The organism is Methyloterricola oryzae (genome assembly GCF_000934725.1).
GTDB classification, from domain to species: Bacteria; Pseudomonadota; Gammaproteobacteria; order Methylococcales; family Methylococcaceae; genus Methyloterricola; species Methyloterricola oryzae.
In genome coordinates this window covers 477,381-502,795 of record NZ_JYNS01000001.1, presented here as the reverse complement: position 1 = coordinate 502,795, position 25,415 = coordinate 477,381, and the positions used below count along the sequence as shown (strand labels likewise).

Genomic DNA, 25,415 nt, shown 5'->3' with positions numbered 1-25,415 from the left:
CCGGGCCCCATCTTCCCTCTTCAATGTTACAGGATGTTTTTCCATGCCCCCTACTGTCCAAGAAACCTACGACGCCCCGGACACCCACGACGTCCCGGCATTGAAGCGCGCATTGTTCAACCGGCTCATGTACACCATAGGCAAGGATCCAATCGAATGCGGGGAGCGGGACTGGTTCTTCGCGTTGGCCTACTTGATCCGGGACTGCTTGACCCAGCGTTGGATGGAAACCATGCGCTCGTACTATTTGAACGATGCGAAGCGCGTCTATTACCTCTCCATGGAATTCCTGATCGGCCGGGCTTTACAAAACAGCCTGCTCAACCTGGGCCTGGAAGACAAGATCCGGCAGGTTCTGGAGGACGTGGGGTTGGAACTGGAGGGGGTGAGCGAAATGGAGGAGGAGGCTGGGCTGGGCAATGGCGGCCTGGGGCGGCTGGCCGCGTGTTTTCTGGACTCCCTAGCTTCCCTGCACCTGCCCGGTTTCGGCTATGGCATCCGCTATGAGTACGGGATGTTTGCGCAGAGCATCGAAAATGGCGCCCAGATCGAGCGGCCCGACAACTGGCTGCGTTATGGAAATCCATGGGAGTTCTCCAGGCCCGAGCTGTTGTTCAGGGTACAGTTTGGCGGTCGTGTCCAGGAATTGCTGGACGAGCAGGGCAGGCCCAGGCATCAGTGGGTCGACACCGAGGATGTCATGGCCATGGCCTATGACATGCCGGTACCCGGCTACGGCGGTGAGACGGTCAACAACCTGCGTCTGTGGTCGGCAAAAGCCTCGCGCGACTTCGAGCTGGCCTATTTCAACGAGGGCAATTACATCCGCGCCGTTGAGGAGAAGAACGACTCGGAGAATCTGTCCAAGGTCCTCTACCCCGACGACACAACGGAGATGGGACGCGAACTGCGCTTGAAGCAGGAGTACTTCTTCGTCTGTGCATCCTTGCAGGATATCCTGCGGAAATTTTCGGAAGACCACGACCGCTTCGACGAATTGCCCAATGAAGCGGCGATTCAGCTCAATGACACCCACCCCTGCATCGCCATTCCTGAACTCATGCGCCTGCTCATGGATGTTTATGGGATCGAGTGGGAAAGAGCCTGGGACATCACCGTCCGCACGTTTTCCTACACCAATCACACCTTGCAGCCGGAGGCCCTGGAAACCTGGCCGGTGAGGCTGTTCGAAAGTCTGCTGCCGCGACATCTGCAGATCATCTACGAGATCAACTTTCGTTTCCTGCGTGGACTCAGCCAGCAGCACCCGGGCGACCTGGATCTGTTGCGGCGGGTCTCATTGATCGACGAGGAAGGTGAAAAGCGCGTGCGCATGGCCTATCTGGCCATCATTGGCAGCCATAAGGTCAACGGTGTCGCCAAGCTGCATTCCGAGTTGATGAAGAGCACCATTTTCCGCGACTTCGCGGCACTTTTTCCGGAACGTTTCGTCAACATCACCAATGGCGTCACGCCCAGGCGTTGGCTCAACCAGATTAATCCGGGGCTGTCTTCCCTGATCAATCACGCCATCGGCACCGGCTGGGTCAACAACTTGGAACGGTTATCGGAGCTGCGAAGCGTCGCCGCTGATCCGGCTTTGCTGAAGGAGTTCCGGGCGGTGAAAGTGTCCAATAAGCAGCGCTTGAGCGAGCTGATTGCCAAACGGCAAGGCATCGAGCTGGACCCCCAAAGCCTTTTCGATGTCCAGATCAAGCGGATACATGAGTACAAGCGCCAACTCCTCAATATCCTGCACGTGATCACCCGTTACAACTTCCTGCGCCAGAATCCGGATGCGGCAGTGGCCAACCGCTGTGTCATACTCGGCGGCAAGGCAGCGCCCGGCTACCGGATGGCCAAGCTTATCATCAAGCTCATCAACGACGTGGCCGAGGTGGTAAACCACGATTCCGCCATTGGCGGAAAGCTCAAGCTGGTATTTGTGCCCAACTACAATGTGTCGCGGGCGATGGAATTGATCCCGGCGGTGGACCTGTCCGAGCAGATTTCCACGGCGGGCACCGAGGCATCAGGGACCAGCAACATGAAAATGGCCCTGAATGGCGCCCTGACCATCGGCACTCTGGATGGCGCCAATATCGAGATCCGCGAGGAAGTTGGCGAGGAGAACTTCTTCATTTTCGGACTCACCGCCGATGGCGTGCGCGATTTGCGCAACGGCGGCTACAACCCCTGGGACTACTACCACGGTAACGCTGATTTGGGGCAGGCCCTCGATCTGATCGCGAATGGTCATTTTTCGCCGGGGGAAGTGGGGCGCTTTAGACCTCTGATCGATTCGTTGTTGACGGGCGGCGACAGGTACTGCGTACTGGCGGACTTCGCGTCCTATGTGGAATGCCAGGCCCGCGTCGACCTGCTGTTTCAACAACCCGAGGAATGGGCCAGGAAGGCACTCTTGAATGTGGCTGGCTCGGGGCGTTTCTCCAGCGACCGCACCATCCGCGAATACGCCGACCTGATCTGGAACGTCAGTCAAGCCTGAAACCCGGCCTGATCGGGCGCAGAGCCAGGTTCGGCGGAGCCGGAGCACACAAGGCCTGATGCCTCCACGTGTCCGCCTAACAAAAATCTGCATTCTACTATACTCCACTCAGGCTGATACCCGCTGAGTGCTCTCGCTTGTTGCGGACTGGCATCGGCTTACAGGAAGCCTTCCGCACGCGCTGTCAAAGCCAGTGGTCGTCAGGGCTCTGCATGATGAGCCGGCGATCCTGATCATCCATTCTCAAGGCGGGGACCGGCTCGATGCCATTGGCCGGTTCTCCGTTCGTGGACGGCGGGAAGCGCTGGCTTGTTGGGTTGCTTTGAATTGAACCGGCGTTTGCGTTGTGTCGTGTCCCAGAAGGAGTTGTTGCGTGCGTAATCAATTGGCTGATAGGTGCCATGTAACCGTAGGTTTGAGCTCATGAACGACATGTCCGCATCGTCCTCCGGTGCCAGCGAGCACCTGGAGATGCTTCGGTTGGAAACTCAGGGTGTGCTCCGTTATATGGCGGTGGAATTCAGTAGGCAACTCCAGTTTTCCGACAATGAACTGACGCAGACCCAGAGTCTGCTGAAAGATGCCATCGATACCCTGACCGAATGCTTCAGTGGTATCAACGAGCAACTGGCTCAGCATCCGGGCATCCGCTTGTCGCATCTTTCGGGACGCGAGGCGCAGAACAAAGGGGGAGACTCCTCTCCCCTGACGGCTGAACCGGAATACGCCGGTACCAGTGAGTTGGAACAGTTGCTCAACACGGCGGTCCGCACGCTACAGTTTCAGGACCTGACCAATCAGTTGATCGATCATGCGCTGCACCGCGTAACAGCGATGCGCGGGGTACTGGGTGAGATTCAGGCGGCCTCGGAAGCACAGAATTGGGCGAGCTTGGCCGAACTGTTGGAACACCTTCGGGAATCCATCGCGCGCCATGTCGCCATCATCGACGAACACAAGACCAATCCGGTATCTCAGGGCCACATGAGGACCGGAGAGATTGAGCTATTCTAGTTGTCGCAGACGACGCCGGACCGGTTTTTGACAGGAGCATTGGATCCATGAATAAGACGATACTTGCGGTGGACGATTCGGTTTCGATCCGCAAAATGGTCAACTTCACCCTAAAGAGTGCGGGCTTCGATGTCGTCGAAGCAGTCGACGGCCAGGACGGCTTGGAAAAGGCCAAGGGGGCTGCATTTGATTTGGTGCTGACCGACCAGAACATGCCGCGCATGGATGGTCTGACTCTGATCAAGTCACTGCGTGCGCTGCCCGAATACGCCAAAGTCCCCATTCTCATGCTGACCACGGAGTCGAGCGACGCCATGAAGGCGCAGGGCAAGGCAGTAGGGGCCACGGGCTGGATGGTGAAGCCGTTTGATCCCGAGAAGCTCATCCAAGTCGTGAGGAAGGTACTGGGGTAGACCTTGCTACCCCCGGCCGTTTGGATTTCCAGCTTGAAGGTTGTTTCCCATGAGCCTTGACCTCAGCGAGTTTTATCAGACCTTTTTCGAGGAAGCCCTTGAACATTTGGCCGAGATGGAGACCCTCCTGCTCGCGCTGAATCTCGATGAGCCCGACCTTGACCAGTTGAACGCCATCTTTCGCGCCGCGCACTCCATCAAAGGCGGTAGCGGAATGTTCGGCTTCTCGGAGATGACCGACGTCACGCACATCCTCGAGACTCTCCTCGACAGACTCAGAAAGTCCGAGCTGCGGCCCACCGAGAAGATGGTCGACGCCTTCCTGCAGGCTGCGGATATCCTCAAGAGTCAGATCGACAGCCGCCAGCGCGGCGCGGTACTGGAACAGGAGCAGGCGGATGCCATTTGCGCCGTGCTGAACCAATTGGCCAGCGACGAGCAGCTTCAACCCAGCGTAGAGGCCGAAAAACCGGAACCCGCTGTGGTAGTCGAAGAAGCTCCGGCTCAACCGACCGCGGCATATCCGGCGGAAGGCACGCCCTACCGTATTCAATTCAGCCGGGCTGGGACCTCCCTGGCGGAAGTGGCTTCCTATGATTGGCTGCTCGACAGTCTCAAGGATCTTGGTGCTCTCGAAGTGATCGAGGCTGGTGAGAAGCCGGACACCCCGGTCGTCTTGCGTCTCGTCAACCGCAAGGGCCAGGAGGATATCACGGAGGCTTTCTCTTTCTTTCTGCAACCGGAACAGTACACCATTGAATTGGAGGGCGCGACCAGGCCCGCCACATCAGAATTGCCGAAAGCGGCGCCTGCACCTGCTGCAAAAGAGCCCGCCAAACTGGAAGATGACGATGGCTTCGGTTTCTTCGGCGATGGGCCGGATGAGCCAGAACCTGCGACCAAGGCCCAACCTGCTGCGGCAGCGAAAGCGCCCGCGGACGACGGTTTCGGCTTTTTCGCAGAGGAACCACCCGAGGCGGCGCCTGTGGCTAAGAAAGCGCCTGCACCTGCCGCCAAGGCAGAACCAGCGCCTGCCGCGAAAGCAGCCCCCACGACGGAGAAAGCAGCGCCGGTCCCAGCACCCGCCAAGCCTGCTTCTGCCGTAGCGGCCACGCCTGTCGCTGCCGCCAAGCCGGCGGCGGTGGAGCCCAAACCCAGTACGGAGGCCAAGGCCGATCCGAAAACCGCCGCGGCGGCAGCACACTCCGATTCATCCATCCGCGTCAACGTGGAGAAGGTCGATCAGCTCATCAATCTGGTGGGCGAACTGGTCATCACCCAGGCCATGCTTGCGCAGACGGCATCCGAGTTGGACCCGGTCCAGCACGAGAACCTGCTCAATGGCGTTGCCTTGCTGGAACGCAATACCCGCGACCTGCAGGAAGCCGTCATGTCCATCCGCATGATGCCCATGAGCTTTGTATTCAGCCGGTTCCCGCGCATGGTGCGGGACCTGGCGTCGAAGCTGAAGAAGGAAGTGAACTTCAAGACCCAGGGCGAAGGCACAGAACTGGACAAGGGGCTGATCGAGAAGATTACCGATCCTTTGACGCATCTGGTCCGCAACAGCTTGGATCATGGGCTCGAAGGTCCCGATATCCGTGTCGCCAAGGGGAAAGATCCCAAGGGCAACCTGATCCTGCGCGCCTTCCATCAGGGGGGCAACGTGGTGATCGAGGTACAGGACGACGGCGCGGGGTTGAACCGCGAGAGGATTTTGAGCAAAGCGCGGGAGAAGGGCCTTCCGGTTTCCGACGCCATGAGCGACCAGGAAGTCTGGGGCCTGATCATGGCACCCGGCTTCTCAACCGCCGAGGTGGTTACCGACGTATCCGGCCGCGGAGTTGGCATGGATGTGGTGAAAAAGAACATTGAAGGCCTGGGCGGTCGCGTCGAAATCGAATCCTATACTGGCGCCGGCACCAAGATGACCATCCGGTTGCCGCTGACCTTGGCCATTCTGGATGGCCTGTCCATCGCCGTGGGCCGTGAGATATTCATCGTGCCCTTGACCAGCATCATCGAATCCCTGCAGCCCAGGATGGAAGACGTCAAGACCGTTGGCGGCGAAGGTTGGGTGGTGCATGTCCGGGGCGAATACCTGCCTCTGATCGTACTGCATCAGGTATTCAACGCGCCCACCCGGATCAGGCGGCCGGAAGACGGTACCCTGATGATCGTCGAGGCAGACGGCGTTCGCGTGGCCCTGTTGGTGGATGAATTGTTGGGGCAGCACCAGGTGGTGATCAAGAGCCTGGAGACCAATTACAAGAAGGTCGCCGGCGTTTCCGGCGCCACCATCATGGGTGACGGCAAGGTCGCCCTGATCTTGGACATCACGGGTCTGGTGCGCATGAGCAAGACCATGACCTTCTCCGATAAGCTGCTGATCCTGGATGAGGAAATGATCGATGCCAGCGTAGATGCGAGGCATGCCGACCATGATCAGGCACCGCAGCGCGCTTCCAAAGCTGTGCCCGAAGCGGCGGACGAGGAAGAACTGGAAGCCAAGGAAACCCTGCTACTGGAAAATGCCGTTCAGGCCCACACCCGTTGGAAGACGCGGCTGCGGGCCGCGCTGGATGGTGCAGGCGAGAAGCTGGATCCGGCGGTTGTCGGGCGCGACAACGCCTGCGATCTGGGTAAGTGGATTCACGGCGAGGGCGGCGACCAGTATTCCGACATGAGTGCCTTTGGCGAGTTGAAGACGGCGCACGCCAAGTTCCACCGTTGCGCGGCGGAGGTCGTCAGGAGGAACGAGGTAGGCGACAAGAAGGCTGCTGAGAAGTTGCTCGGGCCGGATGGCGAGTTCGCGGCTGCTTCCAGCGTCACCATTCGGGCGATCAAGCGCCTGGAAAAAGAATTGCACGTGAAGCACGCACGGAACATGCACGCCAGTGCCTGAGCCGGGTGCGTGTCAGCCACACGACACACAAAATAAGACAGGGGTTCATATGCAAGACACGCTAGAGGCAACGGCGGCCGGGACGACCGCACGGGAATATCTCACCTTCACCCTCGGCGACGAGGAGTACGGCATCGATATCCTGAAGGTACAGGAACTGCGCGGTTACGACACCGTGACCAAGATCGCCAACGCGCCCCCCTTCATCAAGGGGGTGATCAATCTGCGCGGCGCGATTGTTCCCATCATCGACATGCGCATCAAGTTCAGTTTGCCGAACGTGGCGTACAACCAGTTCACCGTGGTCATCGTTCTCAGCATTTTGGGGCGGGTCATCGGGATGGTGGTCGATGGTGTTTCCGACGTGGTTTCGCTTTCTGATGAACAGATCCGTCAGACGCCGGAGTTCGGGTCAAGGCTCGATACCAAGTACATTTCCGGCCTGGGTACCCTGGATGAGCGCATGATCATCCTGGTGGAAATCGAAAAGCTGATGTCGTCCGATGACATGGCGCTCATCGAAGTCGGTATGCACTGAGCGCAAGCGTGAGTCATAGGCCGCGTCTGGATTGTCAGGTGCGGCTTCGCCGGGAATGGCGAGTCCGATCGAACAATAAGCAGGAAAGGACGCCGGCGGCCTTGCGCCAGGCCCGCTGTCCCACCTTCCAAAAAACTAAAAGCCTCTGCGGCCTGCTGTCTGGCTTAGCAGTTCAGGGCCTTGCGTCTGGGGGCTTATGAGGAATGCCGAATGCAGGCCGGGCTCCTGCGCCGCCTTCTGCCGTTTCAATGGGACCGAACTGACATGAAAAACGTAACCATCAAACACCGTCTCATCGTGGTAATCGCCCTGCTGTCCGCCATGCTGGCGGGCTTTGGCTGGAGCGGGCTACGCGGCATGGAGCGCAGCGCTGACGGATTGAAGGAGGTCATGGACGACAGCATGACCCATCTGATGAACCTCAAGGTGGTGGCGGACATGTACGCGGTGAACATCGTCGATACCGCCCACAAGACCCGCAACGGCAATCTCACCTGGTCGCAGGGGCTGCGCAATGTTGAAGAGGCACAGACAAAGATTCGTCAGACGTGGGAACAGTTTACCGCGATTGCCAAAAGCTCCGGTACCGAGGATGAAAGGCAATCCTTGATGCGGATTGAACCCTTGATGGCGACCGCGGACCGGGCCATCGAGCGGCTCAAGGGACTCATGGAAAAGCAGGATCAGGCTGGTATCGCGGCCTTTACTATCAATGAGCTATATTCGAAGATCGACCCCATCTCGGATGAGGTGTCTAAGCTCGTGCAGGCCCAATTCGATGATGCCAAGGGTCAACTGGGCACGATTCAGCAGGATGTGGCCGAGGCTCGCAGTTTGACGGTTACACTGATCCCGCTCGGCGTGCTGGCGGCCATCGTCATGGGCTATTTCCTGATGCGCGCCGTCAATGTGCCCGTCGATGCCGCCTATGGCTATTTCGCGCGCATGGCCAAGGGCGAACTCGACCTGAACATCGAAATTGAGCGTAATGACGAGATCGCCAAGATCCTGCAGGCCGCCAAGGACATGCAGGTCAAGCTGAACTCGGACATGGATGCAATGCGCGCGGAGTCGCTGCGTTTTGAGCGCATCGCCGTCGCCATGGAGCAGGCTTCAAACAACATAATGATTGCCGACGAGAACCGGGTGGTGATCTACATGAACAAGGCGATGCGCGACACCCTGCGCGGCGTTGCTCAGGTGTTCCGCACCCGTTTCCCCAACTTCGACCCGGAAAAACTGGTCGGGCAGAGCATTGATCAATTCCATAAACAGCCGCAGCACCAGCAGACCATGCTCAAAGTGATGCGTGAACCCGCCACCGTTGTTACAGAGATCGGCGGCCGCACGTTCCGGATCATTGCCAGTCCCGTAAGAAATGCGTCTGGCGAGCATCTGGGCAGCGTGGCCGAATGGGCCGACCTCACCGAAGAACTTGCCCAGCGCAACAGGGAACAGCGCCTGCTGGCGGAGAACACCCGCATACGTGAGGGCCTGGACAATGTCTCCACCTCGGTGATGATTGCGGACAACGACAACACCATCGTCTATGTCAACCAAGCCATGGTGTCCATGTTGGCCCAGTTCGAAGATGCGTTCCGCAATGAGATTCCCGGGTTCAATGCCAGGACGTTAGTGGGCACCAAGACCGATCAGTTCATCAAGCCAAAGGGCGGCGGCACCGGGGCCAAGGAGCCTCCCAAGAAGGTCCTCGACTCCTTGAATCAGACTTTCAGAGCACCGTTCAAGGTGGCCGGACGCAACTTTCTCATGATCGTCAATCCGGTGCTCAGCGAGAGCGGTGAACGCATCGGTTCCGTTATGGAGTGGATCGACCGCACCGCTGAAATCGCCGCCGAGAAAGCGGTGGCGCGCATCGTCAATGAGGCCGCAGTGGGTAATTTGGGTGACCGCATCGATACCCAGTCCATGCCGCAAGGCTTCCTGCGCGACACCGGAGAAGGCTTGAACAAGGTGCTGGATGCCGTAGTCCGGCCATTGGAAGAACTGGCCCGGGTGCTGGAGGGGCTGGCTCAGGGAGATCTGACCCAGCGTATCAACGCCGACTATCAGGGTATGTTCGCCCGCCTGCGTGATGACGTGAATGTATCCCTGGACAACTTGGCCGACAGCATGACCAGCATTCTCGAGGCCACCGACGCCATCAACACGGCGTCCAAGGAAATCGCCTCGGGCAACTCCGACCTGTCGCACCGGACCGAGCAGCAGGCCTCGAGTCTGGAGGAAACCGCCTCCAGCATGGAAGAACTTTCATCCACGGTGAAGCAGAATGCCGACAATGCCCGCCAGGCCAACCAGATGGCCATGGCCGCGTCGGAAGTGGCCATGCGCGGTGGCAGCGTGGTGGAGCAGGTGGTGGGGACCATGGACGCCATCAACGAAAGTTCCCGCAAGATCGTGGATATCATCAGCGTCATCGATGGCATCGCCTTCCAGACCAACATTCTGGCTTTGAATGCAGCCGTGGAGGCGGCACGAGCCGGTGAGCAAGGCCGCGGCTTCGCGGTGGTGGCGGGTGAAGTGCGCAACTTGGCGCAGCGCTCAGCGGCGGCGGCGAAGGAGATCAAGGCCCTGATCGGCGATTCGGTGGAGAAGGTGGAAGGCGGTGCCAAACTGGTGTCGGAAGCGGGACAGACCATGCACGAGATCGTGGCTTCGGTGAAGCGGGTGACCGACATCATGTCGGAGATCGCGACGGCGTCACTGGAACAAAGCAGCGGCATCGAGCAGGTGAACCAGGCCATCGTGAGCATGGACGAAGGCACTCAGCAAAATGCGGCGCTGGTGGAGCAGGCGGCGGCAGCAGCCGAATCCTTGGAGCAGCAGGCGGTCACCCTGGCCGACTCCGCGGCCCGCTTTAGGGTCAACCGGGAATTTGGACGCCGTGTTTCCGCGAGGAATCTTCCCGCCCCGGCTCCAAAGTCCGTGGTTAAGGCGGCGCCCGCCGCTGCGCGGACGGTCTCCAAGGCGCCGCCCAAGGTGGCCGAGGACGACTGGACGGAATTCTAGTCCTGGGAGCGAACGCCGCCCCAGGGCGGCGTCTTGCCCAGAGCGCGATCGGTCGTGGAATTGCCCCCAGTATTGTCGGGCTTTTGCGAATCAGAAAAACGATGTAGCGGCCTCTTATGGCGCGTTTCCTGCGAGAGAGGCGTCAATCGCCCGGCGCGGAGCGCGAAGCGCGAAGGCGGAGTGGGTTTCCCAGCGGTGCTACGACAGTGCGAAGAACATGGCGACGGAAAAGAGAGAATTCCCGTTTACTCAGGCTGACTTTGAGACGATACGCAAGTTGTTGTACGACCATTGCGGCATCGCACTCAACGACAGAAAGCAGGATATGGTTTACAGCCGGCTTACCCGCCGGCTGAGGCTTACGGGAACCAAGAGCTTTCGGGAATATCTCGATCACCTCGAAGTCGGTCATGGCGAAGAATGGGAGGCCTTCGTCAATGCCTTGACCACCAACCTGACCTCCTTTTTTCGGGAGCCTCATCACTTTCCGATTCTGGCCGAACACATCCTGGGTGTCAGCCGCAGGCCTGTGCGCATCTGGTGTTCAGCCTCCTCCACCGGGGAAGAGCCGTATACCATCGCCATGACCGTGATCGACGCCTTTGACAGCTATCGCCCGCCGGTGGAGATCGTGGCTACGGATATCGACACCAACGTGCTGGACAAGGCGCGAGCGGGTGTATACCCGTTGGACCGGTTGGAAAAACTGCCCGATGGAGCGGCCAAACGCTTCTTCCTGAAAGGCAAGGGTCCCCATGAGGGGTTTGCCAGGGTGCGTCCCGAGTTGCAAAGCCTGATCACCTTCAAGCGTCTCAATTTGCTGGATAACAGCTGGCCGATCAGTGGACCGTTCGACGCTATTTTCTGCCGCAATGTGATGATCTATTTCGACAAGGCCACGCAGCGCAAGATACTGGAGCGCTTCGTTCCGCTGATGACGCCGGACGCACTGTTGTTCGCGGGCCATTCCGAGAGCCTGCACCATGTTTCCGATCTGTTTCGCCTGCAGGGAAAGACCGTCTACGGGCTGGCGAAGGCCACCGCTCCGCTGGAGACCAGCCGCTGAACTGGAGCCCTGCCATGACCGACTTTTCCGAAGACGCGCTGGCTCCCAATCTCTATTTTGACCGTAACTTCAATATCGACGCGGTCAAGATACTGCCGGGCGAGTACTACGCCACTACGCGACCGATGCTGGTGGTGACCGTATTGGGTTCCTGCGTATCGGCCTGCGTGCGTGACCGTGTCAACGGCATCGGTGGCATGAACCATTTCATGCTGCCTCGCGCCAACGAGATCGGCGAGCCCATCAACGCCTCGGCCCGGTACGGCACCTATGCGATGGAACTGCTCATCAACCAGGTGCTGAAATTGGGCGGACGCCGGCAGAACCTGGAGGCCAAGGTATTCGGCGGCGGCAGCGTGCTGCGCGGCTTTTCGGTTTCCAATGTGGGCGAGCGCAACGCGCATTTCGTGCGCATGTACCTGCATGCTGAAGATATCCCCATCGTGGCCGAAGACCTCCTGGATATATATCCCCGCAAAGTCTACTTTTTTCCTGAGTCCGGGCGCGTATTGATCAAGCGCCTGCGCGCCTTGCACAACGATACGATCATGCGGCGCGAGCAGGAATACAGCATCCGCCTGGCCGCGGAGAAGGTGGCCGGCGACGTGGATCTGTTTTGAAGCGGGGCGGCTACAGGCCTGACAACGGCGATCCGCCGTAACCATTAGAAACATTAACGAGGTTGCCATGCGCGTAAATCTTCCAGTGACCAACAAGGAATACGTGCTGCCCGATGACTGCATGATCGTGTCGAACACCGATCTGAAGGGAAGGATCACCTATTGCAATGCGGATTTCATCGAAGCCAGCGGTTTTACCGAGGACGAACTGATCGGGCAACCCCATAACCTGGTGCGTCACCCGGACATGCCGTCGGCGGCCTTCGCCGACCTATGGAGCACCTTGCAGAGCGGCAAGCCCTGGACCGGCATCGTCAAGAATCGGCGCAAGGACGGCGGTCATTACTGGGTGGTGGCCAATGCCACGCCTCTGTATGAAGGCGGCAAGTGCATCGGCTACATGTCCATGCGCAACAAGGCGACCCGCGAGCAAATTGCTTTCGCGGAGAATCTTTACCGCGATATGCGCGAGGGCGTTTGCCGTCTTGGACTGAAGGAAGGGGAACTCCTGGCACCCGACCTCACCAGTCGCTTCCGCCGCTGGGCTGGAAATCTGAGCATCCGCAACCGCATCGCTGGGATGATCGGCCTGTTCGGTCTGTTGTTTGCCATGATGGCGGTGGTTGACTCCACGATGCTGTCCAAGTCACGCGACCTGATCCGGTCTAACTCGGAACTGTCGACCTTGCTGTTCGAGGTCATTGATTCGGTCAGGGAGGCCCAGGGTTCGGTTGGGCGGCAATTCATGGACCTGGATGAAGCTCTTGGTGGTTCATTGGCCCCCAGGGAACGAGACGCCGCGCTCGATCGTCTGGACCAGCAGGGACGGGCGATTTTGTCCAACCTGGATAAGGCGCGACGGGCGATGCTATCGAGCGAAATTTCCGTCGTGCCGTTGGATTCGGTGATGGGAGCTTACAGGGACCTGCAGACGAACGCGCGTGCGGCGCTGTTGGCTCGCGACAATCCGCGCCCCGAGGCTTGGAAAGACTCGGATGTGCACTTACACCAAGCGATCCGGGAATTGCTGGCGCGCATGGACACCCTGAGCGAGGTGACCCGCAGACAGGCCGAGGTGAGCTTAGGATTTCCCAATGCCCATACGGCAGAAGTGATGCACGACCTGCTGTGGATGGCCTTGCTAAGCCTGGGCGTCGCCGTGACTCTCGGCTTTGGTTGGGGTGCCTGGATATTGCGGGGCATCATGCGGCCACTTCAGTACGCGATGGCCGAGTTTACCGAACTGACTCACGGCAACCTGGGCCGCAAGATTGATGTGACGCACCACAACGAAATCGGCACGCTGCTTGAAGGCGTGAAGTCGCTGCAGATTCGGCTCGGATTTGAGGAGGCCGAAAAGGTGAAGTTCAGAAACGGCGCGGTGCGTGTTCAGATCGGCCTGGATAACGTCGGCGCCAACGTCATGATTGCCGACAATGATCACAAGATCATCTACCTCAACCATGCGTTGAAAGGGCTATTGTCGCGCTGCCAGGAAGACATCGGGCGCAGCGTCGCTGGCTTCGACCCGCTCAACTTGGTCGGTACCCATATCGGGCAGTTCCACGGCAATCTCCAAGATCAGTCGCATAGGCTCGAGAATCTCCACGGCAGTCACCGATCCGTGCTCCGTTTCGGTCGCCACACGTTCGTGGAGACTTTGACGCCGGTCATCAACAAGAGCGGACAGCGCATCGGCACGGTCGCTGAATGGCTCGATCGCACCGACGAGATTGCGGCGGAACAGGAGGTCGGGCGGCTTGTGCAGGAGGCGATCGCTGGCAACCTGTCGGAACGGGCCAATCTGGACATGTTGCCCGATGGATTTCATCGCGATACGGGCGTTGGCGTCAACCGGTTGCTGGACGCCGTGATCGGGCCATTGACCATGGCGGCGGACTGTCTGGAACGCATCGCCCGCGGCGACATACCCGCGAAGATTACTGAGACCTATCATGGCGACTTCAACTCCATCAAGAACAACCTCAACCTGGCCATCGACAACATCAATGCCTTGGTGGCCGACACGCAGGTGCTCTCCAGGGCCGGCGTCGAAGGCAAGTTGGCCGTTCGAGCGGATGCAGGGAATCACAATGGAGACTACCGCAAGATCGTGCAGGGCGTGAATGACACCTTGGACGCCATTGTCGGGCCAGTGGAGGAAGTCGTGCGCGTGATGGGCGCACTTTCGCGTGGTGATTTGACGGAAAAGATCACGGCCGAGTATCAGGGAACTTTTGCTCAATTGCGCGATGACGTGAATCGCACGGTGGACAATCTGGCTAGCAGCGTTCTGTCCATTCGAGACGCGACCGATGCCATCAACACGGCGTCCAAGGAAATCGCCAGCGGCAATTCAGACCTCTCGAACCGGACCGAGCAGCAGGCTTCCAGCCTGGAGGAAACGGCGTCCAGCATGGAAGAGTTGTCGTCCACAGTGAAGCAGAACGCAGACAATGCCCGTCAGGCCAACCAGATGGCCTTGGCCGCGTCTGACGTCGCGGCCAAGGGCGGCGATGTGGTGCAGCAAGTGGTAGGCACCATGCACGCCATCAACGAGAGTTCCAAAAAGATCGTCGACATCATCAGTGTCATCGACGGCATCGCCTTCCAGACCAACATCCTGGCACTCAACGCGGCGGTCGAGGCGGCACGCGCGGGTGAGCAGGGGCGGGGTTTTGCCGTGGTGGCTGGCGAGGTACGCAGCTTGGCGCAGCGCTCAGCCTCTGCGGCCAAGGAAATCAAGGGCCTGATCGGCGATTCCGTGGAGAAGGTGGAAAACGGCGCCAGACTGGTAAGCGAGGCCGGCCGCACCATGGACGAAATTGTAGCTTCGGTTCGTCGCGTTACCGACATCATGTCCGAGATCGCGGCGGCCTCGGTGGAGCAGAGCAGCGGCATCGAACAGGTCAACCACGCCATAGTCAGTATGGACGAGGCAACCCAGCAGAACGCCGCCTTGGTGGAGCAAGCCGCTGCCGCCGCTGAGTCTTTGGAAGAGCAGGCAAGCAATCTGTCCACCACGGTTGCGCTGTTCAAGATCGCTCAGGATGGCGCGCGGCTATTAGCAGCAATGCCGCGAAGGCCTGTTCTGCCTGCGGCCAGGCCCGCGAGCCAGGCTAGGGCGGCGGTCAACAATGCACACCCGCCGGCGACGCTTCCCGGTAGTGAGGATTGGACCGAATTTTGACAGTCCCTTTCCAAGAGAGGCAGTTAATGACCATTAAAGTGCTGATCGTCGACGACTCCGCATTGATCCGGAGCCTGTTGACTCAGGTCATCAACAGTCAGCGCGACATGGAGGCGGTGGGCGCTGCGCCCGACCCTTATGCCGCGCGCGAGATGATCAAGGCCTTGAATCCCGATGTGCTGACCCTGGACGTGGAAATGCCAAGGATGGACGGCCTGGATTTTCTCGAGCGCCTCATGCGTCTTCGCCCCATGCCGGTATTGATGTTCTCCTCGCTGACGGAGTCGGGAACCGAGATCACCCTGCGGGCCCTGGAATTGGGCGCCGTCGACTTCATTGCCAAGCCCAAACTCGACATCGCGCGCACCATTGAATCCTACAGCGACGAAATTGCGGAGAAGATCCGCATGGTCGCCAGGGCACGCATCAGAAGGCATCTTCCCGGCACGGAGGCCGCTCCGCGTCCACGCCAGGTCGCCTCGCTGGGCTCCTTGGGCACGACGGAGAAGGTGGTGCTAATCGGGTCTTCAACGGGCGGTACCGAGGCCGTTAAAGACCTGCTGGTTCAGCTTCCGCCGGATTTTCCTGGAGTCCTGATTACCCAGCATATGCCCGAAACCTTTACCAAGAGCTTCGCCGACCGGCTGAACCGCGTTTGCCCCAAACTCACCGTGGTCGAAGCGCGTGGTGGTGAGCGTGTGCTGCCCGGTCATGTGTTCATCGCACCGGGCCATTCCCATCTTTTGCTGAAACGCAGCGGAGCCAACTATGTGACGGAACTGAGTCAGGACGCCCCGGTCAACCGCCACCGGCCATCGGTGGATGTCCTGTTTCATTCTGCGGCCAAGACGGCCGGGGTTAACGCAATCGGCGTGATACTGACCGGCATGGGCCGCGACGGCGCGGACGGCATGCTCGATATGAAGCGCTGCGGCGCTCATACCTTTGCCCAGGACGAGGCCTCCTGCGTGGTATATGGCATGCCCCGGGCGGCGGTGGAAGCAGGCGGGGTGGACGAAGTGGTTTCTTTGCCCGAGATGGGTGAAAAACTGGTGTCTTATCTGGTCTCCACCGGAAAGGTCGGCCACCGGGTGTAAGCCGCGCAGCGCCCGGCTTGCCTTGCAGGATGAGGAATTTGGACCATACTTCAAGCCAGCCAGAACGCGCCAGCCGCAGGTTGTTCAAGCCCCGCAGACATCTCTTGCAGTCTCCGCCAATAACGCCAAGATAAAGACAGTTCAGGACTTTTAGGAGATCACCGCAATGCCCGATCCAAACATGCGAATTCTCGTGGTTGATGATTTCTCCACCATGAGAAGAATCGTCAAATCGATAGTCAAGCAGCTTGGCTTCAACAATGTCGATGAAGCAGAGGATGGAAAGCAGGCGCTGGAAATGCTGAAAGGGGGTAAGTACGGCTTCGTGGTCAGCGACTGGAACATGCCGAATATGACCGGCATCGACTTGCTCCGCGCCATTCGCGCCGATCCGGACTTGAAGGACACGCCCGTACTCATGGTAACGGCCGAAACGGAGAAGCAGATCGTGGTGGACGCCATCCAGGCCGGAGTGAACAACTACATCGTGAAGCCTTTCACGCCTCAAGTGTTCGAAGAAAAGATGAACAAGATTTTCGAGAAACTGGGCAAGTAGCTTGATCGCCGGTATGCACGCCCAGAATTACTTCATTGCCCATTAAAGCCGCGAGGAATTGACGTGGTGGATCATTTCAAGGAACTCCGGGACTTCTTCGATCATCGCTTCGAGGCTTCGGATGATCCGCGCCTGCTCTTGCTGAACGATATGATGGTTTTCATGGAAGCCATCGCCAATGGCAAGTTCGAGCAGGCCGACGAGGCGGTACAACGCATCACCAAGGCCCAAGGCAAAGGTGACCTCTACCTTCAGGTCGGGCGCGTCACACGTATCCTGCACGATTCCATTCGCGGCTTTCAAGACGCCATCGATCCGAAGATCAAGGACATGGCGACGGGGGATATGCCCTCGGCAGTGGACAAGCTGCAACTGATCATTGCAAGTACCGAAGACGCCGCCAACAAGACCATCGAGATCGTCGACAAGTATCTTGACCGCATGGATGCCCTGGACAAGCACATCAAAAGTCTGGACCCTTCCTCCGATGCTGCACAGTACCTGTGGCAATTCCGTGACGAGTTGGAAGCGGATCTGTCTACCGTACTGATGGCGCAGTCGTTCCAGGACCTGACCGGGCAGACCATCAAAAAGGTGATCCGTCTGGTGAGTGAACTTGAGGGTGAGTTGGTAAAGATGGTTGCGACCTTCGGCGTCAAAGCCGACGGGGCATCGGGTGGGGCGCCTGCCGCGGATGTTCAGGACCAGGTTTCCCAGGCGGATGTCGACGACCTGCTGAAGGAGTTCGGTTTCTGACCTGTGGCTCCAGCCGCCCTCGCGGCAAGGGGAGCTGGCGGCACATCAGGAGCCGCGCTTCATCATCCAGGCGGGGCTCTGTACGCCAGCCTGCGGTCGTGACAAACTTCATCGCAACTGCCGTTGACGGCGCCGGACAGACTTAGCAGCCTGCCGGCCGGCGTTTTCGCATGCCGCCGACGGCCGCGCAATCGTACCGAGGATCCAGTATGGCGGAGAAAGAAAAGCTCGATCTTGGTGAGGAAAAGGCCAAGTCGTCTTCCAAAGGCCTGATATTCATCATTATCGGGGCGGTGCTGGTAACCCTGCTGGCGGTTTTCGCCGCACTTTATTTCCTCGGGATTTTCCCTCCCAAGGACAAAGGCGGAGAGCATGGCAAAGCGGCCGAGACGCACGAACCGGTGCAGGAAAAGCCGGTAATTTACATGGCTCTGACGCCGCCATTCGCCGCCAATTTCAAGAACAACCCGGAGGCGCGCCTGGTTCAGATCGAAATCAGCCTGGCCAGCAGCGACCAGAAGATCCTCGATGCCGTAACCCTGCACATGCCCATGGTGAGGAACAACATCCTCATGGTGCTGGGTGGGGACGATCCTGCCGTTCTCAAGACGCCGGAGGGCAAGGCGGCGCTGCGCGCCAAGATTAAGGAGGAAATCAAGAAGATTCTGGTTGAACAGACCGAATTCAAGGAAGGCGTGGACGAAGTGTATTTCACCGGTTTCGTCATGCAGTAGCCATGGCCGTCCAGGATCTGCTCTCCCAGGAGGAAATTGACGCACTGCTGCATGGGGTGGATGGCGGCCAGGTCGACACGGAGCCGGTTCCGTCCCCTCACGATGGTCAGGCCAGATCCTACGACTTCGCCAGCCAGGACCGTATCGTGCGTGGGCGCATGCCCACGCTGGAGATGATCAACGACCGCTTCATCCGTCATTTCCGTGTCAGTTTGTTCAACTTGTTGCGCCGCTCAGCAGAGATCACCGTTGCCGGAGTCCAGATCCTCAAGTTCTCGGAGTACGTGCATAGCCTGTTCGTACCTACCAACCTGAATGTCATCCGCATTCAGCCCCTGCGCGGCAGGGCGCTGATGGTGCTGGACCCCAATCTCGTGTTTACCGCGGTGGACAATTTCTTCGGCGGCACCGGCCAGTACTACAACAAAGTGGAGGGAAGGGAGTTCACTCCGACCGAGATGCGCGTGATCCGCATCATCCTGGACGCGGTGTTCCGCGACATGAAGGAAGCCTGGGCGCCGGTGCTGACGGTGGACTTCGAATACATCAACTCGGAAGTGAACCCGCAGTTCGCCAATATCGTGAGTCCGGCGGAAGTAGTGGTCGTGTCCACTATCCATATCGAGTTGGAGGGCGGTGGGGGCGACCTGCACGTCACCATTCCCTATTCCATGATCGAACCTATCCGGGATCTGCTGGATGCCGGTATCCAGAGCGACCGCGGCCAGGCGGATGACCGTTGGCGCAGCGCCTTGCGCAACGAGATGATGGATGTGGAGGTGGAACTCTATAGTGCCCTGGTGGAAAAGACGCTGTCGCTCCACGACATACTCAAGATGAAGCCCGGGGATGTGATCCCTGTGGATATCCCGGAGCAGGTGGTTGTCATGATTGAGGATGTCCCCGTGTTCAAAGGCAAGTTCGGCGTCTTCAACTCCAACTACGCCGTCAAGCTGCTGAGCAGGTCGCAGCGAATGGCTGAAGCCGAGGAACCGCAGGACATATTGGCAAAGATTGGATGATGGAGCCTTAAGGCCGTGAGCGAAAATGACGTAAGCAGTGCCGAAGACGAGGACTTGTCGGCTGACTGGGCCGCTGCCTTCCAGGAGGCGGGAAAGTCCATACCCAGCGAGGAAAAAGCCCCGGAACCGGCGACCTTCGGTAATCTGAGCGAGAAGGCTGCGCCCCCGGATGCGAAGCGTGAAGATATCAACCTGGACGTCATCCTGGATGTGCCGGTCACCATTTCCATGGAAATCGGCCGGACCCGTATCAACATCCGCAACCTGTTGCAGCTGACGCAAGGCTCGGTGGTGGAACTGGATCGCTTGGCCGGGGAACCCATGGACGTACTAGTCAACGGTACGCTGATCGCGCACGGCGAGGTGGTGGTGGTGAATGACAAGTTCGGGATACGCCTGACCGATGTGCTGAGTCCGGCGGAGCGCGTGCGGAAGCTGAAATGATCAGAGGGACCGCTCTGACGATCCTGGGATTGTGGCTTCCCGGATGTGTGCTGGCGGGAGATGTGCCCCTGCGCTCAGAGCCGCGCGTCGATCTATTGCAATGGACCCTAGCATTCGGCGCAGTTCTGCTGGCCTTGTTCGTCTTTGCCTTGGCGCTGCGCCGCCTGGGCCAGTTTTCGCGGCTCGAACCCGGCAGCTTCAAGGTGCTGGCGGCCTTGTCCCTTGGCTCGCGGGAAAGGGTCGTGCTGGTGCAGGCCGGGGCGAAGCAACTGGTCTTGGGGGTTGCGCCGGGACGCGTGCAGACTCTGTGCGTTCTGGAAGGAGAAGAAGCCATCCGGCTGAGTGGGGACGTCGCTCAGCAGGAACCCTTCGTACGACATTTCAAGCATCTGATGTCAGGCCGGGACTCATGAACTGGAATCGCCTCGCTCTCGCCGCAGTGGCGTGCGTGCTCATGACGAGCGCATGCGGGGACGTCCTGGCAGAGCCCGCGACCCTGGAAGCCTTCACTATCACTCCCGACGGCAAAGGGGGGCAAAGCTACTCGGTGAAGATCCAGATTCTGGCCTTGATGACGGCGCTCACCGTACTGCCTTCGATCCTCCTGAGCATGACGTCGTTCACTCGGATCATGATAGTCCTGGCCATTCTGCGCCAGGCCCTGGGCACGGCACAGACGCCCAACAATCAGGTTTTGCTCGGGCTTTCCCTGTTTCTCACCCTGTTCATCATGGCGCCTGTGCTGGAGAAGGTGAACGAGCAGGCGGTGCAGCCTTATCTCAAAGAGGAGATTGCCGATTCCGCGGCGCTGGAGCGGGCGGTGTTGCCCTTCCGGGAATTCATGCTGCGGCAAACGCGGGAAACCGACTTGGAGTTGTTCGTGCGTATCTCCGGTAGGGCCGCCATCGCCTCGCCCGAGGAGACGCCGCTGACCCTTTTGGCTCCGGCCTTCATGATCAGTGAGTTGAAGACCGCCTTCCAGATGGGTTTCCTATTGTTCCTTCCGTTCCTGATCATCGACCTGGTGGTTGCCACCATCCTCATGTCCATGGGTATGATGATGCTTTCGCCCATGGTGATCTCCCTGCCTTTCAAGCTGATGCTGTTCGTGCTGGTGGACGGCTGGGCTCTCGTGGTTGAGACGCTGGCGGCGAGCTTTTTCGCCGAGTAGCCCAGCATGACTCCGGATACCATCATCGATTTGGGGCGCCAGGCGATGCTGGTGATCGTGCAGCTGACCGCCCCCATTCTGCTGTCCACTTTGGCCGTGGGCCTGCTCATCGCCATGTTCCAGGCGGCGACACAGATCAATGAAATGACGCTGACCTTCGTGCCCAAGCTGATCATCATGGCGCTGATCATGCTGTTCGCCGGTTCGTGGATGCTGCGTCTTCTGGTCGACTATACCGAAGGCCTGGTGCGCAGCATCCCCAGCCTTCTAGGCTAGGTGGCCGCAAATGCGATTCAGCGAATCGGAAATCTTGGCGATGGTGGGGGGCTTTCTCTGGCCGTTTCTGCGCATCGGCGCGCTTTTTCTGGCCATTCCCATCTTTTCCAGCCACAACGTGCCGATGCGCATGCGCACCCTGATCGCCCTGGGCGTCACGGTCGTGGTCATGCCTACCCTGCCGCCGATGCCCGGCATCGACATCTTCAGCCTGTCCGGATTCATGGTAGGCATTCAGCAGGTCCTGATCGGTGCGCTGTTCGGCATGATCCTGAACCTGGTGTTCGCGGCGGTCATTTTCGGAGGCCAGAGCGTGGCCTATAGCATGGGCCTCGGCTTCGCGTCCATGATCGACCCCTCCAGCGGCGTGCAGGTGCCGGTGATTTCGCAGTTCTATCTGGTTCTGGCGACCCTGCTGTTTCTGCAGATGGATGGCCATCTGGTCGCCATCCAACTCATCGCCGAGAGTTTTCGCGGCATTCCCATAGGAACCGAAGGCCTCACCAAGGAGCAGGTGTGGGGAACCTTGCGCTGGAGCAGCCGCTTCTTCGCCGCCGGTACCCTCATGTCCCTGCCCATCATCACGGCCCTGCTGCTGATCAACCTGGGTTTTGGCATCGCCAGCCGTTCGGCACCCCAGCTCAACATCTTTTCGGTCGGCTTTCCGGTCAGTCTGCTCGTCGGCCTGCTGCTGATCTGGATCGGGCTGCCGGGGGTGATGAACCTGTTCGCCGAATTCCTCGACGAGGGATTCCTCATCATCCGCAACCTCCAGCCATGAGGAAGACCGGACATGGCTGAAGACCAGGAGGAACGCACTGAAGAACCCACCGCAAAACGTCTCAGCGAGGCGCGGGAGAAGGGCCAGATCCCTCGTTCACGGGAGCTCAACACCCTGGTCTTGTTGCTTACCGGATCAGTGGTGATTTATTTCTTCGGCGACCTGTTGATGAAGAACCTGTGGTCCTTGATGGAGGCGGATTTTCGCCTGACCCGCCACGATCTGTTCGAAGATCGAGCCATCATCGAGCACCTGGTGCAGGATTTCTGGATAGCGGTGAAACTGATTGCCCCGTTCCTGCTGCTCATGGCGCTGGTGGCGCTGGCTTCGCCCATGTCCCTGGGCGGATGGAATTTCAGCCATGAGGCCTACGCCCCGAAGTGGGAGAAGCTGAATCCGCTGACGGGCTTGAAGCGCATGGTCTCGCCGCAGGCGCTGAACGAACTGGTCAAGTCACTGCTCAAGTTTGTACTGATCGGTGGGGTTACTGCCTTGCTGTTCATGCATTATTTCGACGATTTTTTGAGTCTCAACCGGCAATCCCTGGAGCCGGCCTCGCGCCGCGCGGGCGAACTGATCGTCAAGTGCCTCCTTTATTTGTGCGCGTCGCTGGTGCTGATTGCGGCAATCGACGTGCCGTTTCAACTCTGGAGCTACACGCGCCAGTTGCGCATGACCCGGCAGGAGGTCAGGGATGAAATGCGCGATATCGAAGGCAAGCCGGAAGTGAAGGGCAAGATCCGCAGCCTGCAGATGGAATATGCGCGGCGGCGGATGATGGAGGAGGTGCCAAAAGCGGACGTGGTGGTCACCAACCCGACCCACTTCGCCGTCGCCCTCAAGTACGACCAGAGTGCGATGGGCGCACCCACCGTCGTGGCCAAGGGTACCGATCTGATTGCTGCGCAGATGCGTTCCATTGCCCAGGAGGCTGGAGTTCCCCTGCTGGCTGCGCCTCCTCTGGCTCGCGCCCTCTACTATTCCACGGAACTGGAGCGTGAGATTCCGGCGGGTCTCTATCTGGTGGTGGCTCAGGTCTTGGCCTATGTTTACCAGTTGAGGGCCGCCCGGCAGTTCGGCGGGGATACACCGGCGCCGCCCGCCGACTTGCGCGTGCCGGACGAGTTCAAACAGGGGCCGGAAGCCTGAAGACGGGCTTCGCGCGGCAAACAATCCCCATTAACGCGAAACTCATATGGCGACGATCAGCGTCCTGAGCAGACTGAGGGGAGTGACCGGGCTGGGGCTGGGTGCGCCACTCGTGGTGCTGCTCATGATGGCGATGCTGGTGCTGCCGCTGCCAGCATTCCTGCTCGACCTGCTGTTCACCTTCAATATCGCGCTTTCCCTCCTGATCCTGCTGGTGGTGTTGTATACCCTGCGGCCGCTGGACTTCGCGGTGTTTCCTACCGTGCTTTTGGTGGCCACCCTGTTGCGCTTGAGCCTCAACGTGGCCTCGGCGCGCGTGGTTTTGATGGAAGGCCACAAGGGGCCGGACGCCGCTGGCAAGGTGATCGAGGCCTTTGGCGAGTTCGTCATCGGCGGCAACTACACCGTCGGTATCGTCGTCTTCATCATCCTAGTGGTGATCAATTTCGTGGTAGTCACCAAGGGCGCGGGGCGCGTGTCCGAAGTGAGCGCGCGCTTCACCTTGGATGCCATGCCGGGCAAGCAGATGGCCATCGACGCCGACCTCAACGCCGGCCTGATCAACCAGGACGAAGCGCGCGCGCGGCGCATCGAAGTCACCAGCGAGGCGGATTTCTACGGCTCCATGGACGGCGCCAGCAAGTTCGTGCGCGGCGACGCCGTCGCCGGCATCCTGATCTTGTTCATCAACATCATCGGCGGGTTGATCGTCGGCGTCGCTCAGCATGGATTGCCATTCGGCGAGGCCCTGCACAACTATACCCTTCTGACCATCGGCGACGGCTTGGTGGCGCAGTTGCCCTCGCTGCTGCTGTCAGTGGCTTCCGCCATCATCGTCACCCGCGTTTCCAGCAGCACGGAGGATATCGGTCAGCAGTTCAGCACCCAGTTCCTTGCGGATCCCAAGCCATTGGCCCTCAGCGCCGCCGTGATCGGCCTGCTGGGGCTGATCCCTGGGATGCCTAACTTCGTGTTCCTGCTGCTGGCGTCGGCCCTAGGCGCGTCGGCCTACATGATCACCCAGCGCAAGCGCCAGCAGGCGCTGGTGGTGGCGGAGGAACGCGCCGTGCCGCAATTGGCGGCCCCGGAAGTGAAGGAACTGGGCTGGGACGATGTGCAGCCGGTGGACCTGATCGGGCTGGAAGTGGGGTACCGCCTGATTCCGCTGGTGGACAAGAATCAGGGCGGGCAGCTCATGTCCAAAATCAAGGGGGTACGCAAGAAATTGTCCCAGGAACTGGGCTTTCTGATTCCCTCCGTCCATATCCGCGACAATCTCGATCTGTCGCCCAATGCCTACCGCGTCACCTTGCTAGGCGTCACCTCCGGGGAAGCGGAAGTCTTGCCGGAACGCCTCATGGCCATCAATCCGGGCCGTGTCTACGGCGTGCTCAAAGGCGTTGAAGGCAAGGATCCGGCCTTCGGCCTGGAAGCGGTCTGGATCGAGCCGGACCAGCGCGACCACGCCCAGACCCTGGGCTACACCGTGGTGGATCCGAGCACCGTGGTGGCCACCCACCTCAGCCACTTGCTGCAGTCCAACGCGCACCAGTTGTTTGGCCATGAAGAAGCCCAGCAGCTATTGGACAACCTGGGCCGCATGGCGCCCAAGCTGGTGGAGGACCTGGTGCCCAAGACCTTGCCGCTGGGCGTGGTGGTGAAGGTGCTGCAGAACCTGCTGCAGGAGAACGTTCCCATCCGCGACGTCCGGACCATCGCCGAAACTTTGGCGGAGTACGGGGGGCGGAGCCAGGATCCCGCCATTTTGACGGCGGTGGTGCGCGCGGCCCTCGGCCGGCTTATTGTTCAGAAAATCAGTGGGATAGAAAAGGAGATACCCGTCATCACCCTCGATCCGGATCTGGAACAGTTGTTGCAACGTATATTGCAGACGACGGGGCAGGACACCGCGGGAATTGAACCGGGGTTGGCCGAACAGATCCACACCGCCCTGGAAGAAAAGACACAGAAGCTGGAAATGGAAGGGCAGCCCGCCATCCTGCTGGTGTCTTCGCCAATCAGGCCCTGGCTGGCACGCTTCGTCCGGCACACGATCGTGGGCCTGAACGTGCTGGCTTATAACGAAATTCCCGAGGACCGGCAGGTCAAGGTGGTCGCCACCATTGGCCAGCGCGGATGATGAC

General features: G+C 59.5%; 21 protein-coding genes. All 21 read left to right on the top strand.

Annotated features, from left to right (window positions below; translation table 11 throughout):
- The first annotated feature begins 43 nt into the window (after nucleotides 1-43).
- Nucleotides 44-2,509 carry a glycogen/starch/alpha-glucan phosphorylase gene (locus tag EK23_RS02155; protein WP_045223596.1) on the top strand — a complete coding sequence of 822 codons (2,466 nt, stop codon included), beginning with the start codon at nucleotides 44-46 and terminating at the stop codon, nucleotides 2,507-2,509.
- Nucleotides 2,510-2,932: 423 nt separating this feature from the next.
- Nucleotides 2,933-3,523 carry a hypothetical protein gene (locus EK23_RS02150; RefSeq protein WP_045223595.1) on the top strand — a complete coding sequence of 197 codons (591 nt, stop codon included), beginning with the start codon at nucleotides 2,933-2,935 and terminating at the stop codon, nucleotides 3,521-3,523.
- A 47-nt stretch (nucleotides 3,524-3,570) separates the two neighbouring features.
- On the top strand, nucleotides 3,571-3,936 hold the full coding sequence (locus EK23_RS02145; protein ID WP_045223594.1) for a response regulator: 366 nt from the start codon (nucleotides 3,571-3,573) through the stop codon (nucleotides 3,934-3,936).
- Between the two features lie 49 nt (nucleotides 3,937-3,985).
- A complete protein-coding gene (locus EK23_RS24650; protein ID WP_082053861.1) occupies nucleotides 3,986-6,841 on the top strand; it encodes a chemotaxis protein CheW in 2,856 nt (951 codons plus the stop codon).
- Nucleotides 6,842-6,890: 49 nt separating this feature from the next.
- The gene (locus EK23_RS02135) at nucleotides 6,891-7,379 is read left to right on the top strand and encodes a chemotaxis protein CheW (RefSeq protein ID WP_045223593.1); all 489 of its coding nucleotides are present in this window, start codon (nucleotides 6,891-6,893) and stop codon (nucleotides 7,377-7,379) included.
- Between the two features lie 264 nt (nucleotides 7,380-7,643).
- Nucleotides 7,644-10,409: a methyl-accepting chemotaxis protein gene (locus tag EK23_RS24530; protein ID WP_158002429.1), complete on the top strand. Its 2,766-nt coding sequence runs from the start codon at nucleotides 7,644-7,646 to the stop codon at nucleotides 10,407-10,409.
- Between the two features lie 217 nt (nucleotides 10,410-10,626).
- A complete protein-coding gene (locus EK23_RS02125) occupies nucleotides 10,627-11,475 on the top strand; it encodes a CheR family methyltransferase (protein ID WP_045223592.1) in 849 nt (282 codons plus the stop codon).
- A gap of 14 nt (nucleotides 11,476-11,489) precedes the next feature.
- Nucleotides 11,490-12,095, top strand: coding sequence for a chemoreceptor glutamine deamidase CheD (cheD, locus tag EK23_RS02120; protein ID WP_045223591.1), 606 nt, complete (start codon nucleotides 11,490-11,492; stop codon nucleotides 12,093-12,095).
- 67 nt (nucleotides 12,096-12,162) lie between these two features.
- Complete coding sequence (locus EK23_RS24525; protein ID WP_052807837.1) at nucleotides 12,163-15,285, top strand: methyl-accepting chemotaxis protein; 3,123 nt, start codon at nucleotides 12,163-12,165, stop codon at nucleotides 15,283-15,285.
- Nucleotides 15,286-15,311: 26 nt separating this feature from the next.
- On the top strand, nucleotides 15,312-16,382 hold the full coding sequence (locus EK23_RS02110) for a protein-glutamate methylesterase/protein-glutamine glutaminase (protein ID WP_045223590.1): 1,071 nt from the start codon (nucleotides 15,312-15,314) through the stop codon (nucleotides 16,380-16,382).
- A gap of 166 nt (nucleotides 16,383-16,548) precedes the next feature.
- Complete coding sequence (locus EK23_RS02105; RefSeq protein WP_045223589.1) at nucleotides 16,549-16,938, top strand: chemotaxis response regulator CheY; 390 nt, start codon at nucleotides 16,549-16,551, stop codon at nucleotides 16,936-16,938.
- A gap of 63 nt (nucleotides 16,939-17,001) precedes the next feature.
- On the top strand, nucleotides 17,002-17,694 hold the full coding sequence (locus EK23_RS02100; protein WP_045223588.1) for a protein phosphatase CheZ: 693 nt from the start codon (nucleotides 17,002-17,004) through the stop codon (nucleotides 17,692-17,694).
- 209 nt (nucleotides 17,695-17,903) lie between these two features.
- Nucleotides 17,904-18,428, top strand: a complete 525-nt coding sequence (locus tag EK23_RS02095; RefSeq protein ID WP_045223587.1) for a flagellar basal body-associated FliL family protein — start codon at nucleotides 17,904-17,906, stop codon at nucleotides 18,426-18,428.
- A gap of 2 nt (nucleotides 18,429-18,430) precedes the next feature.
- Complete coding sequence (fliM, locus tag EK23_RS02090; protein ID WP_045223586.1) at nucleotides 18,431-19,450, top strand: flagellar motor switch protein FliM; 1,020 nt, start codon at nucleotides 18,431-18,433, stop codon at nucleotides 19,448-19,450.
- 15 nt (nucleotides 19,451-19,465) lie between these two features.
- Entirely contained in the window at nucleotides 19,466-19,894 is a 429-nt protein-coding gene (fliN, locus tag EK23_RS24520) for a flagellar motor switch protein FliN (protein WP_045223585.1), read from the top strand.
- Nucleotides 19,891-20,307 (top strand): flagellar biosynthetic protein FliO, encoded by a 417-nt coding sequence (fliO, locus tag EK23_RS02080; RefSeq protein ID WP_045223584.1) that lies wholly within the window; start codon nucleotides 19,891-19,893, stop codon nucleotides 20,305-20,307. Before fliN ends, fliO begins: the two co-directional genes overlap by 4 nt.
- Nucleotides 20,304-21,065: a flagellar type III secretion system pore protein FliP gene (gene fliP, locus EK23_RS02075; RefSeq protein ID WP_082053859.1), complete on the top strand. Its 762-nt coding sequence runs from the start codon at nucleotides 20,304-20,306 to the stop codon at nucleotides 21,063-21,065. Before fliO ends, fliP begins: the two co-directional genes overlap by 4 nt.
- A gap of 6 nt (nucleotides 21,066-21,071) precedes the next feature.
- The gene (fliQ, locus tag EK23_RS02070) at nucleotides 21,072-21,341 is read left to right on the top strand and encodes a flagellar biosynthesis protein FliQ (RefSeq protein ID WP_045223582.1); all 270 of its coding nucleotides are present in this window, start codon (nucleotides 21,072-21,074) and stop codon (nucleotides 21,339-21,341) included.
- A gap of 10 nt (nucleotides 21,342-21,351) precedes the next feature.
- Entirely contained in the window at nucleotides 21,352-22,122 is a 771-nt protein-coding gene (gene fliR, locus EK23_RS02065) for a flagellar biosynthetic protein FliR (RefSeq protein WP_045223581.1), read from the top strand.
- A gap of 12 nt (nucleotides 22,123-22,134) precedes the next feature.
- Nucleotides 22,135-23,271: a flagellar biosynthesis protein FlhB gene (gene flhB / locus EK23_RS02060; protein ID WP_045223580.1), complete on the top strand. Its 1,137-nt coding sequence runs from the start codon at nucleotides 22,135-22,137 to the stop codon at nucleotides 23,269-23,271.
- 46 nt (nucleotides 23,272-23,317) lie between these two features.
- A complete protein-coding gene (gene flhA, locus EK23_RS02055) occupies nucleotides 23,318-25,411 on the top strand; it encodes a flagellar biosynthesis protein FlhA (protein WP_045223579.1) in 2,094 nt (697 codons plus the stop codon).
- Nucleotides 25,412-25,415: the final 4 nt, after the last annotated feature.

Bases quoted from the DNA above. Each gene is read 5' to 3' on its own strand.
- EK23_RS02155 (WP_045223596.1), top strand. From the start codon at position 44: ATGCCCCCTACTGTCCAAGAAACCTACGACGCCCCGGACACCCACGAC.
- EK23_RS02150 (WP_045223595.1), top strand. From the start codon at position 2,933: ATGAACGACATGTCCGCATCGTCCTCCGGTGCCAGCGAGCACCTGGAG.
- EK23_RS02145 (WP_045223594.1), top strand. From the start codon at position 3,571: ATGAATAAGACGATACTTGCGGTGGACGATTCGGTTTCGATCCGCAAA.
- EK23_RS24650 (WP_082053861.1), top strand. From the start codon at position 3,986: ATGAGCCTTGACCTCAGCGAGTTTTATCAGACCTTTTTCGAGGAAGCC.
- EK23_RS02135 (WP_045223593.1), top strand. From the start codon at position 6,891: ATGCAAGACACGCTAGAGGCAACGGCGGCCGGGACGACCGCACGGGAA.
- EK23_RS24530 (WP_158002429.1), top strand. From the start codon at position 7,644: ATGAAAAACGTAACCATCAAACACCGTCTCATCGTGGTAATCGCCCTG.
- EK23_RS02125 (WP_045223592.1), top strand. From the start codon at position 10,627: ATGGCGACGGAAAAGAGAGAATTCCCGTTTACTCAGGCTGACTTTGAG.
- cheD (WP_045223591.1), top strand. From the start codon at position 11,490: ATGACCGACTTTTCCGAAGACGCGCTGGCTCCCAATCTCTATTTTGAC.
- EK23_RS24525 (WP_052807837.1), top strand. From the start codon at position 12,163: ATGCGCGTAAATCTTCCAGTGACCAACAAGGAATACGTGCTGCCCGAT.
- EK23_RS02110 (WP_045223590.1), top strand. From the start codon at position 15,312: ATGACCATTAAAGTGCTGATCGTCGACGACTCCGCATTGATCCGGAGC.
- EK23_RS02105 (WP_045223589.1), top strand. From the start codon at position 16,549: ATGCCCGATCCAAACATGCGAATTCTCGTGGTTGATGATTTCTCCACC.
- EK23_RS02095 (WP_045223587.1), top strand. From the start codon at position 17,904: ATGGCGGAGAAAGAAAAGCTCGATCTTGGTGAGGAAAAGGCCAAGTCG.
- fliM (WP_045223586.1), top strand. From the start codon at position 18,431: ATGGCCGTCCAGGATCTGCTCTCCCAGGAGGAAATTGACGCACTGCTG.
- fliO (WP_045223584.1), top strand. From the start codon at position 19,891: ATGATCAGAGGGACCGCTCTGACGATCCTGGGATTGTGGCTTCCCGGA.
- fliP (WP_082053859.1), top strand. From the start codon at position 20,304: ATGAACTGGAATCGCCTCGCTCTCGCCGCAGTGGCGTGCGTGCTCATG.
- fliQ (WP_045223582.1), top strand. From the start codon at position 21,072: ATGACTCCGGATACCATCATCGATTTGGGGCGCCAGGCGATGCTGGTG.
- fliR (WP_045223581.1), top strand. From the start codon at position 21,352: ATGCGATTCAGCGAATCGGAAATCTTGGCGATGGTGGGGGGCTTTCTC.
- flhB (WP_045223580.1), top strand. From the start codon at position 22,135: ATGGCTGAAGACCAGGAGGAACGCACTGAAGAACCCACCGCAAAACGT.
- flhA (WP_045223579.1), top strand. From the start codon at position 23,318: ATGGCGACGATCAGCGTCCTGAGCAGACTGAGGGGAGTGACCGGGCTG.